Raw genomic sequence first — 21358 nt, 5'->3', positions numbered from 1 at the left:
AGGCGCGGACGCCCCCCGTATCAGGTGGCCGCGGGAAGTCCCCGCCGCCCTTTGATGCAGAGCAAGGTTCTGAGCGTTCGGAAAGTGCGGCGGCGCGCGCGGCGGCCGCCGCACTGGCTCAGCGGATGCCGGCGTTGCGCAGGGCCGCCGGGGTGAAGTCGTTGTTCTTGTACTGCTGATCGAACTGCGGACCGCGCTTGGACTCGTTGATCATGTTCATCGCCATGTAGCGTCCGGCGATCAGGTCATAAAGAGTCTGTACCGCGTAGGCTGCCTGGCCGTGCTCGTAGTCGTTGACCTGATGGCCCTCGGCGACGCGCCAGAGCTGGCCACGGCTGTCGTAGTGGTCGATCTCGACCAATGCCCAGGTGTCTTCGTCGAAGTACATGTGGCGCTTGGCGTAGATATGCCGCTCGCCCGGCTTGAGGGTGCCTTCGACTTCCCAGACGCGGTGCAGCTCGTAGCGCGTCAGGTCCTGGTTGATATGCCCCGGCTTGATGATGTCGGCGTACTTCAAGGTGGGCGACCACAGCTTGTAGCTGTTGTACGGGATGTACAGCTCCTTCTTGCCGATCAGCTTCCAGGTGTAGCGGTCCGGCGAGCCGTTGTAGAGGTCGGAGTTGTCGGCGGTGCGCATGCCGTCGGCGGCGCTGCCGGGGCCGTCGTAGGCTACCTCGGGGGCGCGCCGCACGCGGCGCTGGCCGGCGTTGTAGGTCCAGGCCTGGCGCGGCTCCTTGAGCTGGTCGATGGTCTCGTAGGCCAGGTTGACGGTGCCGGTCAGGCGCGACGGGGCAACGATCTCCTGCTTGTAGTAGTACATGATGTTGCCGGTCTTGCTCGGGTCGTTGTCGGCGATGTACTGCGGGAAACCGAGGTTCTCCTTGAAGCCGACCACGGTGAAGTCACCGTTGGTCTGCGGCACCGCCTGGGCGCTGAAGCGTTCCATGTTGGTGCCGCGATAGCGGGTCTCGTGGTTCCACACCACTTCCACGCCACTCTTGGGGATCGGGAACGGGTAGTAGTGGGTGTTGAAGTCGGCCAGGCCGTTGCCATCGTTGATCAGCTTGACCACGGTAGCGCCCTTCTTCACCGCGTCGTAGACCGCCTGGGGAGCGGCGGCCGTGCGATGGGTCGGATACACCGGGATCTTGTAGCTGTTCGGGTAACGCTTGAACAGCGCGAGCTGGCCAGGGGTGAGCTTGTCCTTGTACTGCTCGGCGTTGGCCGCGGTGATGGTGAACAAGGGCTTCTCATCGGCGAACGGGTTGCCCAGGAAGCCATTCTGCACCGGCGCGGCGCCGGGCTTGAGCCCACCGGTCCAGGCCGGAATGCTGCCATCGGCGTTGCCGGCCTTCTCGCCACCCAGCGGGGTCAGGGTGGTGCCCAGTTGCTCGGCTTCCTGGGGGGTGACGGCAGCCATCACGCTGGTGGCCAGCAACGACAGCGCCATCGCGCCAGCGCGCAGCATAGTACTTCTGATCATGTCGATTCTCCGCTGTTACTGGTTAGAAGTTCACGCCCAGACTCAGCGAGACGTAGTCGCGGTCGGTCATGGTGTTGTATTTGCCGTCGAAGAAATTCGTGTAGTTCAACGCGGCGGTGTAGGTGTTCTGGTAGTCGGCGTTGAGGCCGAGGCTGACGGCCTTGGCGCCTTCCTCGAAGTTCGGCCCCCAGCCATCGACGTCGTGGGACCAGGCCAGGTTCGGCGCCAGGTTCACCCCGGCGAAGACGTTGGGATAATCCAGTTGCGCGCGGACCCGATAGCCCCAGGAACTGGTGGTGTAGAAACCGTGGCTGTTGCACTGCTGCGCCGGATTGCTGGCGTTGGGCTGGCCCACCGCGCTGCCCTTGCAAGAGGCCAGCCCGGCGGCGCCGGGGAGGATGCCGGAACCATAGGCCGGGCTGCGGCCGAAGCGCAGGTCGGTACCATCGGAATCGCCCAGGCCGTTGATGCGGTTGTAGCCGACCTCGCCGACCAGGGTCAGGCGGTCCGACCCCCAGACCTGGTTGAACAGCTTGGTCGCGGTCAACTGCGCCTGCAGCACCGGCATGCGCTCGTAGCCATTGATCACCCCACCCGGCGTGGTGGTCGCGAAACCGCTGGTGAGCAGCGGCGAGTTGGCGGTGCCGACCGTGGCGCTGAGCAGATCGGGGGTGCTCAGTTGCAGCGGCATGTTCGGCCGGTAGCTCAGTTCCCCGCCCAGCGAGGTACCAGCCACGTTGGCGGCGAAGCTGAGACCGTAGAGGCGGATATCTTCCGGATAGTCGATGAAGTACTGGGCATTGCGCGGCACGTTCAGCGCGCTGGGTGGGGTGCCCGCTCCGGTGGTGCGGATGGTGCTCAGGTACGGGTTGCGGCTGTGGTAGTTCATCGCATAGGCGCCGAACTCGGTGTCGTTCAACTCCGGCACGAACCAGCGCAAGGCAATACCGAACTGCCCGCTGTTACGCGGATCGTTGTCCTTGGCGCGGGGGATGTAGACATCGTCGAGACCAGCGGCGATGGCCGCGGCGCCGCCCTTGTTGGTCGCCACCCCGGGGGCCAGGTCGGGGCCGCTGACCACCAGACGGTCGTCGCAGCCCTGGGGTACGCCGTCGCTGCCGAAGAAGGTGCCGCAGTTGTCGACGATGGTCTTCTCCCAGGTGATCTGGTAGAAGGCCTCGGCTGTGAGGTTGTCGGCCAGGCCCTGGGAGACATAAAGCATGTTCTCCGGGATCAGCCCTTCCTTGACTTCGGAACCAGGACGGCGCACGGCGGCGACGTCGATCGGATTGATCACGTTGATGCCGTTCTGGATGAAGGTGCTCTCACCCCAGCTCACCACCTGCTTGCCCAGGCGCACGTTGCCCGGCAGGTCGCCGAGGTTGTAGTTGTGGTAGACGAAGCTGTCGAGGAACATCGCCCCGGACGACTTGGCCGCCTGGTCGCGCCCGGCGTCGTCGATGTCATAGAAATGCTGGTGACCATCCTTGAGCTCGAAGTCGTACCAGTATTTGCCGCGCACGAACGCGCCGCTGTCGCCGTAGCGCAGTTCCAGGTCATGCAACCCCTTGACGATGGTCGAGATGTTTTCACCGCTCTTGAAGTTCAGGCGGTTGTCATCGACCGTGCGCGACGACGATTTGCCGCCGCGCACGCCCATCGAGTTGAAGTTGGAGATGAACTGCTTGTCGGGGGAGCTGGTGGCCCAGCTGCTGCCGAAGGTCAACGATGAGTCGAACTTGCCCTCGATCTCCCCGAAATTGAAATCCACGGCATCGGCGTTTGCACTGATGCCCAAGGCGACGGCTGCAGCCAGCAGTTGCGGCTGAAAGACTCCGCGCTTTGTTGTTGTTGTCATGCGGCGCTCCAAAGAAGGGTGAACGGTGTTGGAGCGCTCATGCTATCCAGGCTCCCTGTTCTCCTATTCACCCGATCGGGTAATTCTAATTACCGCACTGCATGGCGCCTCGATGATTCGCAATCCAGCGTGGGAAAATGGCGTTACCGTGCGTTACACCGCGCCCACATCGGTGCGCGAGGTATCACGCAAGCCCGGCGGATTGGCCATGAAGGTTCCCTTGGCGCGTACCACCTGCCGCTCTCCATCCATCAGGCTGAGGCTGGCGCGGCAGAGGTTGCGGCCGAGCTTGTGGACCTCGATGTGCGCTTCGATCCAGCTATCCAGCCGGGCCGGCCTGAGGTAGTCGACGCTCAACTCGATGGTCACCGGCGGCTGCGGAAAATCGCCGGCCAGGCGCAGCAGCGCACCGAAGGCGGTGTCGGCCAGGGTGGCGAGAAAGCCGCCGTGGGCGATGCGCAGCGCATTGAGATGCACCGGCAGCACGCGCGCCGCGACGATCCGGCGCTCGCTGTTCAGGTAGATCCCCTGGCAATGCTGGACGAAACCTTGCTGACCATCGGGCCGGCGCATCGGTTCGAAGCCTTCAGGGATGGAAAATGCAGACAGATCGGAGGGTGCATCGCAGGCGCTCATCGGAGTGTTCCTTGGGGGGGCGGACCAGCGCGGGAACAGTCGATGGCGGGGTGCTACGGCTGTCGCCGCGAGGCTGGGGTAGTGGCGGTATTGCGCGGGGTTAGGGAGGAATCGGGCCACCCGAGGGTGGCCCGGTTGCGGTCAGCGACCGCCGTCGACGATCAGCACCTGGCCGGAGATGTAGTTGGACTCCGGCGCGCACAGCAGGTAGACGCTGCCGGCGGCCTCTTCCGGGGTGCCCGCGCGGCCCAGGGGGATGATCGAAGCGGCGTTCTTGGCCATCTCCGGACGGATGCCGACCTTGATGTCATGGCCGTCGATGGTCAGCACCGTGTTGTCCTCGGCGGAGACTTCGGTCAGGCGGGTCTTGATGAAGCCGAACGCCACCGCGTTGACGTTGACCTTGTAGCGGCCCCACTCGCGGGCCAGGGCCTTGGTCAGGCCGTTGACCGCGGATTTCGCCGAGGAGTAGTTGGCCTGGCCGGCACCGCCGCGCACGCCGGACACCGAGGAAATGTTGACCACCTTGCGGAAGACTTCTCTGCCCTCCTCGGCCTCCTTTTTCGCGCACTCGCGGAAGTGCGCGGACGCGGCGCGGAGAATGCGGAACGGCGCCTTGACGTGCACGTCGAGGATCGCATCCCACTGCTCGTCGGTCATTTTCTGGATCACATTGTCCCAGGTGTAGCCTGCGTTGTTGACGATGATGTCGAGGCCGCCGAAGGCGCTCAGCGCGGTGCCGACGAAGCGCTCGGCGAAGTCGCCATCGGTGACGCTGCCGACGCAGGCCACGGCCTTGCCGCCTTCGCTGACGATCTGCGCGACCAGCTCTTCGGCTGGCGCGGCGTCGAGGTCGTTGATCACCACGGCGGCGCCTTCGCGGTGCAGCTTCAGGGCGATCTCACGGCCGATGCCACGGCCGGAGCCGGATACGATGGCGACTTTGCCTTCGAGGTTCTTGCTCACGTTTGTCTCCTTGTTGGTCACGGGTTCGCCTGCCGCGCGGTCAATTGACCGCGCGCTGCTGGTCTTTCCAATACGGGCTGCGCAGGTCGCGCTTGAGGATCTTGCCGGCCGCCGACAACGGCAGCGCTTCGCGGAACTCGACGGTCTTCGGGCACTTGTAGCCGGCGATGAAGCGCCGGCAGTGCTCGATGATTTCCTCGCCCTCGGCGCTGCTGCCGGGCTTGAGCACAATCACCGCGTGCACCGCCTCGCCCCACTTCGCATGGGGAATGCCGATCACCGCGCTGAGCGCTACCGCCGGGTGGCTGGCGAGGGCGCCCTCGACTTCCGCCGAGTACACGTTTTCGCCGCCGCTGACGATCATGTCCTTGACCCGGTCGACGATGTAGATGTAGCCCTCGTCGTCCATGTAGCCGGCGTCGCCGGTGTGCATCCAGCCGCCGCGTTTGGCCTGGGCAGTATCTTCCGGGCGGTTCCAGTAGCCGAGCATCACCGAATCGCCGCGCAGGAGAATCTCGCCGACGACACCGCGCGGTACCTCGTTGTCCTGCTCGTCGACGATGCGCGCCAGGACGCCCACCGCCGGCTGCCCCGCCGCGCGGATGCGGCCGTTGGCGACGCCCACGGCACTGTGGTTGGCCGGGCCGTTGAACACCACCCCGCTGGTGGTTTCGGTCATCCCGTAGCCCTGGGTGAACTCCAGCTCCGGCAGGTGCTCCAGGGCCAGCTCCATCAGCGCCGGGGAGATCGGCGCGGCGCCATAGACCATCATTTTCAGGCTGCTGAGGTCGTAACGCGGGAACTGCGGGTGCATCAGGATCACCTGCAGCATGGTCGGCACCAGCAGGGTCTCGTGGACCTTCTCGCGCTCGATGGTCTGCATCAGTTCCAACGGTTCGAAGGTCGGAACGAACACGTGCGGCTGGTCCAGCACCAACTGCACCATCACCCCGCCCAAGGCCGCGCCATGGAACATCGGCGCCACATGCAGGGCCGGCGCATAGCCTTCGGCCGGGGCGCGACCGGCCAGGCGCGACATCAGCAAGGACCAGAGATTGTGGTGCGACTGCATCACTCCTTTCGGGTGTCCGGTGGTGCCGCCGGTGTACATGATGTTGGCAAGGTCGTCGCCGCGCCGTTCGGCGTCCGCCACCGGCGCGGTGTCGCGCAGCAGTTGCTCGTAGCAGAGCATGCCCTCTGGCGCCGCGCCGTCGCCGACGTGGATCAGCAGCGGTGGGTGCTTGGCGGTGCGCCGGATATCCTCGGCCATGCTCAGGAAGTTATCGTCGACCAGCAGGATGCGGGTGTCGCAGTCGTCCAGCGAGTAGACGATCTCCGGGACGCTCCAGCGGGTATTGACGCCATTGACCACGCCACCGCCCCACCAGGTGCCGAGGATGTATTCGAAGTACCAGTCGGAGTTCAGGCCGAGCATGCCGACCCGGTCGCCGGGCTGCATGCCCAGTTGCTGCAGAGCACCGGCGAGACGTGCGACCCGCTCGACCAGTTGCCGGTAGCTGCGCCGACGGTCACGGAAGATGGTGACTACGGCGTCAGGATGAAGCGACAGGGCGCGATGCAGAGGTTGCGTCATATTCATTGTTGTTTTACCTCGTGGGTATCACCGATGGTGCTTCGCTTGCGGAGCGCCGGAACAAGGCAGCGGCAAAAGACTCCGGACAATCGATACGCTTGCCGTCAGTGGCCCGACGCTAACGTCGGACCATCAGCCAGGATTCAGAAGTTTCCACCGGGGCCGCCACCGCAGTACAGGGTTTGCCCGGAAACGAAGTCCGAGCCCGGCAGGCACAGCAGTACCACGGCACCGGCGGCTTCCTCGGGCTTGCCCGGGCGGCCCAGGGCGATGGCGCGACTGGCGTTGTCGATGTAGGCCTGCTGGATGCCGACCTTGATTTCGCGGCCCTCGATGTTCACGGTCTTGCTCTCGTCGCCGGCCAGCGCCTGGGTCAGGCGCGTCTCGATGAAGCCGAAGGCCACGGCGTTGACGTTGACCTTCAGCCGGCCCCATTCCTTGGCCAGGGTCTTGGTCATGCCGAGGATGCCGGCCTTGGCCGCGGAATAGTTGCTCTGCCCGGCGTTGCCGCCGGCGGCTCCGGAGGAAATGTTGACCACCTTGCGCAGCACTTCGCGGCCTTCGGCGGCTTCCTTCTTGGCCAAGGCGCTGATGATCGGCTGGGCGGCGCGGAGGATGCGGAACGGCGCGGTCAGGTGGCAGTCGATGATCGCGTACCACTGCTCGTCGCTCATCTTCTGGATCACGTTGTCCCAGGTGAAGCCGGCGTTGTTGACGATGATGTCGATGCCGCCGAAGTGCTTCACCGCGGTCTGCACGAAACGCTCGGCGAAGTCCGGCGCGGTCACGCTGCCGACGCAGGCCACGGCCTCACCGCCGGCGGCGCGGATTTCCGCAACCACTTCGTCGGCCGGCGCCTGGTCGAGGTCGTTGATCACCAGGCGGGCGCCCTCTTCCGCCAGTTGCAGGGCCACGCAGCGGCCGATGCCACGACCGGAACCGGTCACCAGGGCCACTTTGCCTTCGAGTTTCTTCATGGTTCTTCTCCTCAGTACTGGGCGCAGCCAGGCCGCACGGCCCGGCGCGCGGGGTGGGTTCAACCGGTGAACACCGGCGTGCGTTTATCGATGAAGGCCGCCACCGCTTCCTGGTGATCGGCAGTCTGGTGTGCCAGCACCTGATAGGCGGCGGACATTTCCAGCAGAGTGTCCAGGCGCGTGTGCAGGGCCTCGCGCATCAGGCGCTTGGCCAGGCGCACCGCATGCGGAGGATTGGCGGCGATCGCCTCGGCGATCTCGCGGGCGCAGGGCAGCAGTTCCTCGGCCGGCACCACGCGCGACACCAGGTTCCAGTCAAGTGCCTGGCGGGCGTCGATGGTCTGCCCCGTCAGGGTCAGCTCGCTGGCCCGCGACAGGCCGATGATCCGCGGCAGCAGCCAGGCGCCGCCGTCACCGGGAATGATCCCCAGCTTGACGAAGCTCTCGGCGAACTTGGCCTGCTCGGCGGCCACGCGGATATCGCACATGCAGGCCAGGTCCAGCCCGGCGCCGATGGCGTGGCCGTTGATCGCGGCAATCACCGGCACTTCCAGGTTGAACAGCGCCAGCGGCACCTGCTGGATGCCCAGGCGGTACTCCTGGCGCAGGGCCATGCTCGGCATCTTCGCGTAGCGCTGCATGTCGCGAACGTTGCCGCCGGAAGAGAACGCCGTGCCGGCGCCGGTGAGGATCACCGCGCGCACGCTGCTGTCGCGGTGGATGCGATCCAGGGCCTCGAGCAGCGCTTCGACCATGCCATTGCCGGTCAGCGGGTTGCGTCGCTCGGGGTCGTTGAGGGTCAGGGTGACGACGTGGCCATCCTGCTGGTACTGGAGCAACTCGCTCATGCCGATTGTCCTTCTGTGAGGGGGGTGGCCAGGCGCACGAATTCGCTGCTGCCGGTGCCGCTCAGGGCCAGCAGCGCGGTGCCGACGAGACGGTTCCAGTAGCCCTCCGCGCCTTCGGCCAGCCGCCACTCGTGGAGGCGGCGGCTGTACAACTGCAAGTCGAACTCCTCGGTCACGCCGATGGCCCCGTGCAGTGCGTGGGCAGTCGCCGCCACCAGCGGTACCGCCATGCTGCCGCGGGCCTTGGCGATGGCCGCCGGGATCGCCTGGGGCACTCGTACGCCAGCGCTGAAAGCCATTTCGGCGGCAGCGGTGGCGGCGGCCACCTGTTCGGCCATCACCGCCAGTTGATGCTGGATGCTCTGGAATTTGCCGATGGCCTTGCCGAACTGCACGCGGTCGTTGCAGTACTCCAGGGTCTTGTCGATACACCAGGTCATGGCGCCGGCGATGGCGGCAGCGTGTAGCGCCGCGCTGAATACGCGCAGTGCCTCGCCGCGTCCGGCCAGGGTCGCCAGCGCTTGCCCGGCCGGCCAGCGCAGGGTGGCTTCGAGGCTGCCGTGGACGCCGGAGGGCGAACGCTCGGCGGCGGCGCCATCGAGCAGCAACAGGTCGCCATCGACATTGGCCAGGACGAACTCAGCGAAGCGCCCGCAGGCCACCAGCGGCGCAACCAACGCACCGTCGGCGTCGCGCCGGGCATTGCCGCACAGGCTGAGCATGCCAGCCGGGGCCGCCACCCCGCTGCCCTGCAGCAGGGCACGGGCGGCGATGCTCTGCGCCGCCGGCAGCGGCAGCGCAAAGCGACCGAAGGCCAGCAGAATGGGGAACAGCGCGGCCAGGTCGAGGCCGGCGCCGCCCTCTTCCTCCGGGGTCAGCAGTTCGAGGAAGCCGCTGTCTTCCAGCAGGCGCCATAGCGCGCTGGGTGTTTCGCCGCCCTCCACCGCGCGGATCAGCGCTGAGGTGCAGTGATCGGCCAGGAGCTTTTCAATTGCTTCAGTGAACATCTTCGAGGAGTCCTGTTCAGAGGCGGTCAACGCAGGCCGAGGCCGCGGGCGATCATGCCGCGAAGGATTTCGCGGGTGCCGCCGCGCAGCGAGAAGGTCGGCGATATCTGGCTCAGGTAGGCCAGGGTGCGGTACAGCTCGGCGTCCACCGGGGCATCCGGATTCGCCCCGATGGCCGCGGCGATGGCCACCGGGATCGACTGTTCGAACTCGGTGCCGAGGTCCTTGACCAGCGCCGCCTCGATCACCGGGCTCTCGCCGCGGGCCAGCTTGGCGGTCAGCGCCAGCGACAGGCAGCGCAAGCTCGCCAGTTGGCTGATGAAGGCACCCAACTGGCTGGCCTCGGCCTCGCTGTGGCCTGCACGGCGCAGGTGTTGCAGCCAGAGATCGAGCAGCACCACGCTGGAGTAGAAGCGCTCCGGCCCGCTGCGCTCGAAGGCCAGCTCGGCGTTGACCTGCTGCCAGCCGCTGCCCTCCGCGCCGACCAGCGCATCGGGGCCGAGCAGGACATCGTCGAAGGTCACTTCGCAGAAGTGCGAGTCGCCGGCGAGGTCGGCGATCGGCCGCACGTTCACCCCCGGCTGGCGCAGGTCGATGATGAACTGCGACAGGCCCTTCTGGCGGTCTTCCGGCGCGCCGGAGGTGCGCACCAGGGCAATCATGTAGTGGGCGTGTTGGGCGTTGGTGGTCCAGATCTTCCGCCCGTTCAGCCGCCAGCCACCTTCACAGGGGACGGCGCGGCTGCGCACGCTGGCCAGGTCCGAGCCGGAATTCGGCTCGCTCATGCCGATGCAGAAGAACGCCTGACCGGCACAGATGCGCGGTAGGTAGAAGTCCTGCTGCGCCTGGCTGCCGAACTTGAGGATCAGCGGCCCGCTCTGGCGGTCGGCGATCCAATGCGCGGCCACCGGGGCACCCGCGCAGAGCAGCTCCTCCACCAGCACGAACCGGCTGAAGGCGTCCAGGCCGGCGCCGCCGCAGCTTTTCGGCAGGGTCAGGCCGACCCAGCCGCGCTCGGCCAGCTTGCGGCTGAAGGCGGCGTCGAAGCCGGTCCAACTGCGCGCGCGGACGTCCGCCGCGACCGCCGGCAGGTGCTCGGCGAGGAAGCCGCGCACCTCGCTGCGAAAGGCTTCGGCGTGGGCCGGCAGCGCCTCCAGGCGGAAGGCGTCGAGCAACTGGCTCATCGGGCGACCTCCGGGTGATCAGGGGTGCCGGACGCGCCGGCGATTGGCAGGTGTCGCATGTCTTGCGTCCTCGTGGCGTACGGGCGGGCACCGTGGCCCGCCACGGCGCGTTCAGTTCTTGCCGTACAGGGTGACCACGCAGGCACCGCCCAAACCGACGTTGTGCTGCAGCCCCAGGCGCGCACCGGCGACCTGGCGCGCATCAGCGTTACCGCGCAACTGCTGGGTCAGCTCGTAGCACTGGGCCAGGCCGGTGGCACCCAGTGGGTGGCCCTTGGAGAGCAAACCGCCGGACGGGTTGATGACGATGCGCCCGCCATAGGTGTTGTCGCCGTCGCGGACGAAGCGCTCGGCGCCGCCTTCGGGGCAGAATCCCAGGGTCTCGTAGCTGATCACTTCCATCTGCGCGAAGCAGTCGTGCAGCTCGCACAGGTCGATGTCCTCTGGACCGACGCCGGCCTGCTCGTAGACCTGGCCCACCGCGGCGCGAACCATGTGCGAGCCGACCCAACTGAGCATCGACGGCGGGTCGAAGGATTCGGCGGTATCGGTGGTCATCGCCTGGGCGAGAATCTGCACGTCGCTGCGCAGGCCGTGCTGCTTGGCGAAGCGTTCGGAAACTAGGATCGCCGCGGCGCCGCCACAGGTCGGCGGGCAGGCCATCAGGCGCGTCAGCACGCCGGGCAGGATCACCGTGTCGTTCATCACGTCCTCGGTGCTGAGGACCTTGCGGAAAAGCGCCAGGGGATTGTTCGCCGCGTGGCGGCTGGCCTTGGCGCGCACCGCGGCGAAGGTGTCCATGCCGCAGCCGTACTTGGCCATGTACTCGCGCCCGGCGCCGCCGAAAGTGCGGATCGCCTGGGGCATGCCGTCCATGTCCGGGGTCTGGCCCCAGAGCACCGGCAGGAAGCGTTCGCGGGTCGGCGGACGGTCGCTCCATTGCGACTTCAGCGCGCCCGGCTGCATCTGCTCGAAGCCCAGCGCCAGCACGCAGTCGGCCGAGCCGGACTCGATGGCCTTGCGCGCCAGGTACAGCGCGGTGGAGCCGGTGGAGCAGTTGTTGTTGACGTTGACCACCGGGATGCCCGACATGCCCACTTCATAGAGGGCGGTCTGGCCGCAGGTGGAATCGCCGTAGACGTAGCCGGCGTAGGCTTCCTGCACCCGCTGGTAGCCGATGCCGGCGTCGGCCAGCGCGCGGCGCAACGCTTCGGCGCCCATTTCGGTATAGCTGGGGCTGGCCCCCGGCTTGCTGAAGGGAATCATGCCGACGCCGGCAACCAGGACTTTCTCGCTCATGCTTTCACCTGAATTCGGAAGGATGGGATCAAAGCTGGCGGGCGATCAGTTCGCGCAGCACTTCGCTGGTGCCGCCGAAGATGCGCGTCACGCGCATGTCGACGAAGGCGCGGGCGATGGGGTACTCGAGCATGTAGCCGTAGCCGCCGTGTAGCTGGACCATGTCGTCAATGCATTTGCACAGCGTCTCGGTGGCGAACAGCTTGGCGATCGCCGCTTCCTGCAGGGTCAGGCGACGGCGCATGTGCTCGCCCAGGTAGTAATCGACCATCAGTCGCACGGCGGTGGCCTGGGCCTTGATGTCGGCGAGCTTGAACTTGGAGTTCTGGAAGTCCCACACGGTCTGGTTGAAGGCCTTGCGCTCCTTGACGTACTCCAGGGTCAGCTCGAGCATGCGTTCCAGCTTGGCGGCGCTGTACACGGCGATCACCAGGCGCTCTTGCGGCAGCTCCTCCATCAGGTGCATGAAGCCCTTGTTCTCTTCGCCGAGCAGGTTGCCGACCGGCACCCGGACGTTGTCGAAGAACAGCTCGGAAGTATCCGCCGCGGACTGGCCGACCTTCTCCAGCTTGCGCCCGCGGCGGAAGCCCTCGCGGTTCGCCTCGACCATGATGATGCTGCAGCCCTTGGCGCCGGCGGCCGGGTCGGTCTTGCAGACCACCGCGACCATGTCGCACTGCAGGCCATTGCTGATGAAGGTCTTGCTGCCTTTGATGACCCACTCGTCACCGTCGCGCACGGCGCTGGTACGGATCGACTTGAGGTCGGAGCCCGAGCCCGGCTCGGTCATGGCCACGGCGAGCACGGTCTTGCCGGCGCAGATGTCCGGCAGCCACTTACGCTTCTGCTCTTCGGTGCCCAGACGGACGATGTAGGGCGCGACGATGTCCGAGTGCACGCCCAGGCTCCAGCCGGAAATACCGGCACGGTGCAGCTCCTCGATCAGCACCGCGGAATGACCGAAGTCACCGCCACCGCCGCCGTATTCGGTGGGCACGGTCAGACACAGCAGGCCTTCGCGGCCGGCCTTCAGCCAGGTCTCGCGGTCGACCTGGCCGGCGGCGTCCCAGGCGGCCTGGCGCGGCACGCATTCGCGTTCGAAGAAGCGTCGCGCGCTCTCGCGCAGCATCTCGTGGTCGTCACGGTAAACGGTACGTTGAATGTGCATCGGATTCTCCAGATGGCCAGGGGACGTCGCGCGCCCAGGCTGTTGTTGTGTCAACGAATCTAGAGAGGAAGCCGGCGCAGACGGCCCCCCGCGTCGGGTGGCGAAGTCCGCGGCTTTTTGCACGCTGAAACGGGACGCAAAAAAGGCGCCCGCGGGCGCCTTTGCAGGAGTCGCTGAGCGACTCAGTTTTCGTCGATGAACGACAGCCCACGGCTGCGTAACGCACCGATCTGCTGCTCATCGAAACCCCAGTCGCGCAACGCCGCGCCGCCATGCTGGCCACGGCGTGGGGCCGGCCTCGGCTGGGCCGAAGGGGTGCCCTGGAAGCGCGGCGCCGGGCCGGGCTGGACGATGCCGTTGACCTCGACGAAGCTGCCGCGCGCGCGGTTGTGCGGATGCTCGGCGGCCTCGCTGAAGCCCAGCACCGGCGACACGCAGGCATCGCTGCCCTCGAAGAGCTTGCTCCACTCGTCGCGGGTGCGGCCGAGGAAGGCGCGGGTAAAGGCATCGCGCAGCTTCGGCCAGCCATCGCGGTCGTGCTGTCCGGGCAACGCGGCGTCGGCCAGGCCAAGCTTTTCCAGCAGCTCGGCATAGAAGCGCGACTCCACCGGGCCGATGGCCATGTAGTGGCCGTCCAGGGTGCGGTAGGTGTCGTACCAGGGCGCGCCACCGTCGAGCAGGTTGCTGCCGCGCTGTTCGCGCCAGTTGCCGCTGGCCACCAGGCCCCAGAAAATTGCTCCCAATTGCGCCGCGCCTTCGGTCATGGCGGCATCGACCACCTGGCCCTGGCCGCCGCGTTGCACATTCAGCAGCGCGGCCAGCACACCCATGGCCAGCAGCATGCCGCCACCGCCATAGTCGCCCACCAGGTTCAGCGGCGGCACTGGGCGCCCGCCGGCCGGGCCGATGGCCGAGAGCACGCCGGACAGGGCGATGTAGTTGAGGTCATGGCCGGCGTTCTGCGCCAGCGGGCCGGTCTGCCCCCAGCCGGTCATGCGCCCATAGACCAGCTTCGGGTTGCGTGCCAGCGCCACCTCCGGGCCGAGACCCAGGCGCTCCATGATCCCTGGGCGGAAGCCTTCGACCAGCACATCGGCCTTTTCGATCAGCTCCAGCGCGCACGCCACGCCTTGGGGCGTTTTCAGGTCCAGGGTCAGCGAGCGGCGATTGCGCCCGATCAGGTCCAGGCGCGGACCGTCCAGCTTCGGCCCCAGGTCGCTGGCGGCCACCGGCCGATCGATACGCAGGACATCGGCGCCCATGTCGGCGAGCAGCATGGCGCCGAATGGCGCCGGCCCGATCGCTTCGAACTCCAGCACGCGAATCCCTTTGAGAACACCCATCTACAGCCCCCTGGCCCGACCGCGCGGTCGGTTCGATTGTTCGGATCGCCCTCACCCACGCCGCAGCCGGCCGGGAGTGGCACGCTTTGGCGGAAAAGTAGAGCAACCCCCACCGGGCCACGACCCCCCGCGTCGGGTGGCCACGAACGGTGCAACGCAGCAATTGCGCGGGCTCGCGGGCGGCGCGCGAGCCCGCCGACGACCAGCCTCTGGTGAAACCTCGCCAGTTTGCTTCATGCTGTCGAACTAGACTGAATGCCGTTCGGTACCACCTGCCCTGGATCACCCATGGATACCCGACCTACAACAACAAATCAGTCGCCTGCCGTCCTCAATGCGAATCCGAGTTTCGATTCCGTCGACAGCAGCAAGCTGACTCCCCCACGCAACAGCGGACGCGTCGTCGCCCGCGAACGCCTGCATGCCCAACTGCAGGAAGCCCGGCGCAAACGCTGTGTCGTCCTCAAGGGGCCCGCCGGCTGCGGCAAGACCACCGCGCTGGTCGCCTGGCGCCAACTGCTGCTGCCGCTGGGCTTCGACGTGGCCTGGTTGACCCTGACCAGCGACGATAACCACCCGATGCGCTTCCTTGACTACCTGCTGGCGAGCCTGGCCCAGGTGGAACCGGCGATGGTCCGCGACGCCGCGCTGCTGGAAGGCTATGGCAACGATCGCGACGCCGCCGAGAACACCGTCATCACTCTGGTCCAGGGCATCGCCGCGCACTCGCGCGAGCTGGTGCTGATGCTCGACGACCTGCATGCGCTGACCGACCCGGACATCCACCAGACCTTGCAGTGGCTGATCGACTATGCGCCGAGCAACCTGCACCTGGTATTGGTCTCGCGCAGCGCCATTCCGCTCTCCCTGGCGCGCCTGCGCAGCCATGGGCTGGTGCTCGAACTGGACCTGCGCGACCTGCGCTTCACCCCGGCCGAAGCGGAGATCTTCCTCAAGGCGCAGCTGGGCGAAGTCAGCACGCAAGAGATCCAGAGCATCTATGAGATGACCGATGGCTGGATCGCCGGCCTGCAATTGGTCGCGGCCAGCCACAAGAAGAGCCGCCAGCGCCTGGCGGGCCCGGGCCGCCCGGCGCTGCTGCCGCAGGAACACCTGAGCGACAACCAGGCGTTCGCCCGCTTCTTCGAGACAGAAGTCCTTTCGCACCTGTCGCCCACCGCCCTCGAACTGCTGCTGCACACCGCCGTATGCAGCCGCTTCTGTGCGCCCTTGTGTGCCACGCTGGTCGGCCGCCCGGAGGCCACCGGCGAGGCGCGCGAACTGCTCAAGCGCCTGGAGAACGACAACCTGTTCCTGATCGCCATCGACAGTGGCGAACAGGAAGACTGGTACCGTCTGCACCCCTTGCTGCGGGAACTTCTCCTGCAACTGTTCGCCGCTCGCGCCGAAGCGGATCGGCTCGCCGTGCACAGCCGCGCCTGGAACTGGCTGCGCGACCACGACCAGTTGCACGAGGCGATCCGCCACGCCGTGGTTGGCGGCCAGGCGGCCGCCGCTGCGGACCTGGTGGAGCAGCGTGTCGACGAGCTATCGGCACGCGGCGAGATTCGCTTCCTGATCGACCTGGCCAGGCAGTTGCCTCTGGAGCACCTGCAACCGCGTATCAGCCTGCGCCTGGTACTGGCCCGCATGCAGTTGTACTCGCGCGACCTGCCGGCGAGCGCCAAGACCCTGGAGGAACTGGAACGCGACGTACCCAAAAGCGACCTCGCCACACGCTTTCGCATCACCGTCCTGCGGGCGGCGGTGGCGGTTCAGCACGACGATACCGACCAGGCCATGGCCTACCTGCCGGAGCTGCTGTCGCCGCCCGAGGAAGCGGACGGTTTCACCGTCGGCGGTGGCATCAATATCCTCTCCTGGCTGTACATGCACCGTGGCGAGTTCGAGCGCGCGCGGCGCCTGCAGATCGACCGACCGACCATGCTGGTGGATGGCTCGCCGTTGCGCGGCACCGCCTCGGGCACTCTCCTGGGCCGTAGCCTGATCGGCCTGAGCCTGGCCATGGAGGGCCAGATGATCCAGGCCGAGCGCATCTACCGCGAGGTGATCTACGAAGCCGAACGCGGCGGCCGGCCCTGTATCGACGCGCTGTTCCTGTCCACCGCGCTGCTCGGTGAAGCGTTGTACGAAAGCAACGACGCGGAGGCCGCCTACCAGTTACTGGCCGATCGCATCGACGCCTTCGAACGTATGTCGATTCCCGACTCGGTGCTGCGCGTGCTGGAAGTGCTGGGCAAATGCCAGTGGCTGGCCGGCAACCATCGCGAAGCCTTCGCCTACCTCGAGCGCCTGGACGAGTACGCCCAACGCCTGGGGCTCGACCGGCTGCAAGCACACAGCCTGCAAGGGCAGATCCTCTGGCACCTGCAACTGGGCGAACTGGTCGCCGCGGAAACCAAGCTGGCGCGTTTGGAAGACATCGCCGCACGCCATGTCGGCAGCGGCCCCGGTGCCTCCCGGGAAATCCACGTGCTGGCGCAGAGCGCGCGAATCCGCTGGCAACTCGCCGAGGGCGATCTGCTGGAGGCGGCGCGGCGGCTGAACCAGCTCGTCGAATTCTGCGACTCCGGTGGTCGCCAGCTCGACGTCACGCGCCTGAAGATGCTCGGCGCCATTCTCGATGAGCAGCGCGGCCTGCAAGAAGCCGCGCGGGAAAAGGTGCTCGCCGCCCTGCGCGCCGGCCACCGCTACGGCCAGGTGCGCAGTCTGCTGGATACCCATCCGCGGGCGGTGGAGCTGATCGACCAGGTGGCCCAGGGGTCGACGCTCGACCCGGTGCTGCGTTTCTATGTCGAGCGCCTGCAGACCATCCAGCAACAGGCCGCCCAGCCGCAGAGCGGCAAGCCGGTCGCCGCGCGCCGGCCGGCAGCCACAGCGACCGAGCCACTGAGCGAGCGCGAGATGGAAGTCCTGCGCCTGCTCGCGCAAGCGTTGCCGAACAAGAAAATCGCCCGCGCCCTGGGGCTGTCCCACGAAACGGTCAAATGGCACTTGCGGCATATCTACAGCAAGCTCGGCGTCAGCAGCCGCGACGAGGCGGTGGCCCGCCTGCGCGACATGGAGTCCGCGGTCTGAGCACTCCCCGGCACGCCGGGGAGCCAGCGCGAGTCAGCCGATAGGCTGGGGTCGGCCAGCCCTGAATGGCTCGCGCGGTGCGCGCTGGAGAACCTTGCCGGCAGCGCTCAATGGCAGTGAGTCGCGGAGCTCGACGGGGTTCGGGTATGGGTGGCCGGCACTCGCCTCGCGGCAATGAGCACCTACCCATTCCTCGTCGAGTACGGCCGCGCTTTGCGCGCCATCACCATCACCTCGCCCCGATGCGTCCCCGCACGCCTTAGCCACGGCGCCGTCAGTAGAACAACCATCGCCCAGCCCTGACCACCCGCTGCGGGTTGCGCGCCACAGCGGCTGCAAGCCGCCGGCCAACCCGCCACCCAGCGCGGGTGGCGGCCCCTTGCTGGCACGCCCCTACCGTAGAGCCTGGACCAACAAGAACCAGTCGTGCCGTGGCCTAGCGCCCCAGGCACCGGACCAGGAGTCATCCGTGCATATCCAACGTAACGTCTTCCGTGAAGACCATGAGATGTTCCGTACCACCGCGCGCCGCTTCTTCGAGCGCGAATGCGTGCCGCGCCAGGCCGCCTGGGACGCCGCCGGCCAGGTCGACCGCGAAACCTGGCTGAAGGCCGGGCGCGAGGGCTTGCTGGGGATCACCCTGCCGGTGGAATACGGCGGTGGTGGCGGCGATTTCGGCCACAGCGTGGTGTTCAACGAGGAGTTCGCCCGTACCGGGGTGAGTGGCGCCTACTTCTCCATGCACTCGGATGTCATCGCGCCTTATATCGCCCGTTGCGGCAACGAGGAACAGAAACAGCGCTGGCTGCCGGGCGCCTGCAGCGGCGAGATCATCCTCGCCATCGCCATGACCGAACCGGGCACCGGCAGCGACCTCAAGGCAGTACGCACCACCGCCATACGCGACGGCGACGAGTACGTGATCAACGGCAGCAAGACCTTCATCAGCAACGGCCTGACCGCCGACCTGGTGATCGTGGTCTGCAAGACCGACCCGGAGGCCGGCGCCAAAGGCATCAGCCTGATTGCCGTGGAGGCGACGCGCGCCGGCTTCCAGCGCGGGCGCAAGCTGGCCAAGGTCGGTCAGCCGGCCGCTGACACCGCCGAGCTGTTCTTCGACAACGTCCGCGTGCCGGTGGGCAACCGCCTGGGCGAGGAAGGCCAGGGCTTCGCCTACCTGATGGGCGAGCTGCCCCAGGAACGCTTCACCATCGCCGTGTCCGCCGCCGCGCGACTGGAGGTCTGCCTGGAGCAGACCCTGGAGTACGTGAAGAGCCGCAAGGCCTTCAACCAGACCGTGTGGGACTTCCAGAACACCAAGTTCAAGCTCGCCGACATCAAGGCCCAGGCCGTCGCCGCGCGGCTGATGGTCGACCACTACCTGGCCGAGCACCTGCGCCGCCGCCTGACCCTGGAGGAAGCGGCGATCGCCAAGCTGTTCACCACCGAGACGCTGTGGAAGTGCCTCGACGACATGGTCCAGTTGCACGGCGGCTACGGCTACATGCTCGAGTACCCCATCGCCCGCGCCTTCGTCGACATGCGCGTCAACCGCATCTACGGCGGTACCAGCGAAGTCATGCGCGAACTGATCGCGCGCAAGCTCTGACCCCTCCCAGCACAGGAAACCTGACATGAGCAACAAAGTGTTCGTCGCCGGCGTCGGCATGATCCAGTTCAAGAAACCCGGTACCAGCGACAGCTACGACGTCATGGGCGAGCAGGCCATCCGCCTGGCTCTGGCCGATGCCGGCCTGGACTTCGCCGCGATCCAGCAGGCCTATGCCGGCTACGTCTACGGCGATTCCACCTGCGGGCAGAAGGCGATGTACCGCGTCGGCATGACCGGCATCCCGCTGATCAACGTCAACAACAACTGCGCCACCGGCTCCTCCGCCCTGTTCCTGGCGCGCCAGGCGGTGCAGAGCGGCATGGTCGACTGCGCCCTGGCGTTCGGCTTCGAGCAGATGAACCCCGGCGCGCTGAAGTCCGCCTGGAGCGATCGCGCCCCGGCCACCGAACGCGCGCTGCAATTGACCAACGAGCTGATCGGCCAGCCCGACCTGCCCACCGCCATCCGCCAGTTCGCCGGTGCCGGCTACGCGCACATGCAGAAGTACGGCACCAAGCTGGAGACCTTCGCCGCGATCCGCGCCAAGGCCAGCCGCCACGCCGCGCGCAACCCGCTGGCGGTATTCCGCAACGTGGTCAGTACCGAGGAAGTGATGGCCGCGCCGATGCTCTGGGAAGGCGTGCTGACGCGCCTGATGGCCTGCCCGCCTACCTGTGGCGGCGCCGCCGCCATCGTGGTCTCCGAGCGCTTTGCGAAAAAGCACGGCCTGCGCACCGACGTGATGATCGCCGGCCAGTCCCTGGCCACCGACCTGCCGAGCACCTACGAGGCCCGCGACATGATCCGCGTGGTCGGCTTCGACATGACCCGCCTGGCTGCCTCCCAGGCCTACGAACAAGCCGGCGTTGGCCCGGAGGACGTCCAGGTGGTGGAACTCCACGACTGCTTCGCGCAGAACGAGCTGCTGACCTATGAAGGCCTGGGCCTGTGCCCGGAAGGCGGCGGCGAACAGTTCGTCCTCGATGGCGACAACACCTACGGCGGCAAGTGGGTGACCAACCCCTCCGGTGGCCTGCTGTCCAAGGGTCACCCGCTGGGCGCCACCGGCCTGGCGCAGTGCTTCGAGCTGACCCATCAACTGCGTGGCAGCGCCGGCGATCGCCAGGTCGAAGGCGCGCGCATCGCCCTGCAGCACAACCTCGGCCTGGGTGGTGCGGGCGTGGTCACGATCTACCAGAAAAACTGATCGGCGGAGACAGCCCTGATGATCGACAAGAAACACATCGGCAAGCAGTTGCCGACCTTCTCCGCCAAGGCGGAGCTGGGCCAACTGCGCTTCTTCGCCAAGGCCATCGGCGAAACCAACCCGATCTACACCGACGAGCAGGCCGCTCGCGACGCCGGCCACCCCGGCGTACCGCTGCCGCCGACCTTCCTCTTTTCGCTGGAGTTCCTCATCCCGTCGAACGCCTGGCGCGACGAGCTGGGCATCGTGCCGACGCGCATCCTCCACGGCGAGGAGTCGTTCAAATACCACCGCATGGCCTACGCCGGCGACACCCTGACCTTCGACGTGCGGATCGCCGACATCTACGACAAGAAGGGCGGCGCCCTGGAGTTTGTCGTGCGCGAGGCCCGCGTGACCAACCAGCGCGGCGAGCACGTGGCGGACCTGCGCAGCATCCTCGTGCAGCGCAACGGCTGAAGCGGAGACTACTGATGAGCCAACTCAACTTCGAATCGATCCAGGTCGGCGAGCTGCTGCCACCGCTGACCCTGGCGCCGATCAACCGCACGACCCTGGCGCTGTTCGCCGGCGCCTCCAACGACCACAACGCGGTGCACATCGACATCGACGTGGCGCGCAAGGCCGGCATGCCGGACGTGTTCGCCCACGGCATGCTGTCCATGGCCTACCTGGGTCGCCTGCTGACCCAGTGGGTGGACCAGCGGCAGATCCGCGACTTCGCTGTGCGCTTCACCGGCATCACCCACCTCGGCCATGTCATCACCTGCTCCGGCAAAGTGGTGGAGAAGTTCGAGGCCGAAGGCGAGCGGCGGGTCAAGCTGGAGATCCAGACGGCCAACCAGTATGGCGAGGTGAAGATCCTCGGCGATGCGGTGGTGGCGCTGTAACCGCTCCTGGCGTTGCAACACAAGCCCCGCCTCGGCGGGGCTTTTTCGTAGCGCCAGTGCAGGCCACAAGGCTGGACGCCGGACTGGCCACTGGCGTCCCACCCCACCGCCTGATTCGGGTGGTGTGACGACCTGGAGGCGACCGTATCGTGCCCGCAGGACTTATTCGCTGCGCACATGGATCGTC

17 protein-coding genes are annotated in these 21358 nt (G+C 66.9%); 5 read left to right on the top strand and 12 right to left on the bottom strand.

Going from position 1 to position 21358, the window contains the following annotated elements:
• Positions 1-118: 118 nt before the first annotated feature.
• From IB274_RS07620 to IB274_RS07565, 12 genes are all read right to left on the bottom strand, one after another.
• Positions 119-1483, bottom strand: a complete 1365-nt coding sequence (locus IB274_RS07620) for a DUF1329 domain-containing protein (RefSeq protein ID WP_192431391.1) — start codon at positions 1481-1483, stop codon at positions 119-121.
• A 22-nt stretch (positions 1484-1505) separates the two neighbouring features.
• The gene (locus IB274_RS07615; protein ID WP_192431390.1) at positions 1506-3341 is read right to left on the bottom strand and encodes a DUF1302 domain-containing protein; all 1836 of its coding nucleotides are present in this window, start codon (positions 3339-3341) and stop codon (positions 1506-1508) included.
• Between the two features lie 153 nt (positions 3342-3494).
• Positions 3495-3977 (bottom strand): PaaI family thioesterase, encoded by a 483-nt coding sequence (locus tag IB274_RS07610; RefSeq protein WP_192431389.1) that lies wholly within the window; start codon positions 3975-3977, stop codon positions 3495-3497.
• A gap of 141 nt (positions 3978-4118) precedes the next feature.
• Positions 4119-4943 carry an SDR family NAD(P)-dependent oxidoreductase gene (locus IB274_RS07605; RefSeq protein ID WP_192431388.1) on the bottom strand — a complete coding sequence of 275 codons (825 nt, stop codon included), beginning with the start codon at positions 4941-4943 and terminating at the stop codon, positions 4119-4121.
• Positions 4944-4983: 40 nt separating this feature from the next.
• Entirely contained in the window at positions 4984-6543 is a 1560-nt protein-coding gene (locus IB274_RS07600) for an acyl-CoA synthetase (RefSeq protein WP_192431387.1), read from the bottom strand.
• A 137-nt stretch (positions 6544-6680) separates the two neighbouring features.
• Positions 6681-7514, bottom strand: coding sequence for an SDR family NAD(P)-dependent oxidoreductase (locus IB274_RS07595; RefSeq protein WP_192431386.1), 834 nt, complete (start codon positions 7512-7514; stop codon positions 6681-6683).
• Between the two features lie 59 nt (positions 7515-7573).
• Complete coding sequence (locus IB274_RS07590; RefSeq protein ID WP_192431385.1) at positions 7574-8362, bottom strand: crotonase/enoyl-CoA hydratase family protein; 789 nt, start codon at positions 8360-8362, stop codon at positions 7574-7576.
• Positions 8359-9369 carry an acyl-CoA dehydrogenase gene (locus IB274_RS07585; protein WP_192431384.1) on the bottom strand — a complete coding sequence of 337 codons (1011 nt, stop codon included), beginning with the start codon at positions 9367-9369 and terminating at the stop codon, positions 8359-8361. Before IB274_RS07585 ends, IB274_RS07590 begins: the two co-directional genes overlap by 4 nt.
• 26 nt (positions 9370-9395) lie before the next feature.
• Positions 9396-10553: an acyl-CoA dehydrogenase family protein gene (locus IB274_RS07580; RefSeq protein WP_192431383.1), complete on the bottom strand. Its 1158-nt coding sequence runs from the start codon at positions 10551-10553 to the stop codon at positions 9396-9398.
• A gap of 111 nt (positions 10554-10664) precedes the next feature.
• Positions 10665-11852, bottom strand: coding sequence for a lipid-transfer protein (locus IB274_RS07575; RefSeq protein ID WP_192431382.1), 1188 nt, complete (start codon positions 11850-11852; stop codon positions 10665-10667).
• A 28-nt stretch (positions 11853-11880) separates the two neighbouring features.
• Positions 11881-13020, bottom strand: a complete 1140-nt coding sequence (locus IB274_RS07570) for an acyl-CoA dehydrogenase family protein (RefSeq protein ID WP_192431381.1) — start codon at positions 13018-13020, stop codon at positions 11881-11883.
• 182 nt (positions 13021-13202) lie between these two features.
• The gene (locus IB274_RS07565; protein ID WP_192431380.1) at positions 13203-14363 is read right to left on the bottom strand and encodes a CaiB/BaiF CoA transferase family protein; all 1161 of its coding nucleotides are present in this window, start codon (positions 14361-14363) and stop codon (positions 13203-13205) included.
• Between the two features lie 288 nt (positions 14364-14651).
• On the opposite strand from IB274_RS07565, the gene IB274_RS07560 reads away from it, so the two are divergent.
• The 5 genes from IB274_RS07560 (at position 14652) to IB274_RS07540 (ending at position 21171) form a co-directional block, all read left to right on the top strand.
• The gene (locus IB274_RS07560; RefSeq protein ID WP_192431379.1) at positions 14652-17462 is read left to right on the top strand and encodes a LuxR C-terminal-related transcriptional regulator; all 2811 of its coding nucleotides are present in this window, start codon (positions 14652-14654) and stop codon (positions 17460-17462) included.
• 508 nt (positions 17463-17970) lie between these two features.
• Positions 17971-19071, top strand: a complete 1101-nt coding sequence (locus IB274_RS07555; RefSeq protein ID WP_225614747.1) for an acyl-CoA dehydrogenase family protein — start codon at positions 17971-17973, stop codon at positions 19069-19071.
• Between the two features lie 25 nt (positions 19072-19096).
• Positions 19097-20281, top strand: coding sequence for a lipid-transfer protein (locus tag IB274_RS07550; protein WP_192431377.1), 1185 nt, complete (start codon positions 19097-19099; stop codon positions 20279-20281).
• An 18-nt stretch (positions 20282-20299) separates the two neighbouring features.
• Positions 20300-20740, top strand: a complete 441-nt coding sequence (locus IB274_RS07545) for a MaoC family dehydratase N-terminal domain-containing protein (RefSeq protein ID WP_192431376.1) — start codon at positions 20300-20302, stop codon at positions 20738-20740.
• 14 nt (positions 20741-20754) lie between these two features.
• On the top strand, positions 20755-21171 hold the full coding sequence (locus IB274_RS07540; protein ID WP_192431375.1) for a MaoC family dehydratase: 417 nt from the start codon (positions 20755-20757) through the stop codon (positions 21169-21171).
• Positions 21172-21358 lie beyond the last annotated feature (187 nt).

Origin of the sequence: Pseudomonas sp. PDM18 (assembly GCF_014852585.1) — a bacterium.
GTDB lineage: Bacteria > Pseudomonadota > Gammaproteobacteria > Pseudomonadales > Pseudomonadaceae > Pseudomonas.
The sequence above is the reverse complement of the archived record's forward strand: the minus strand, read 5'-3'. Positions and strand labels throughout refer to the sequence as shown.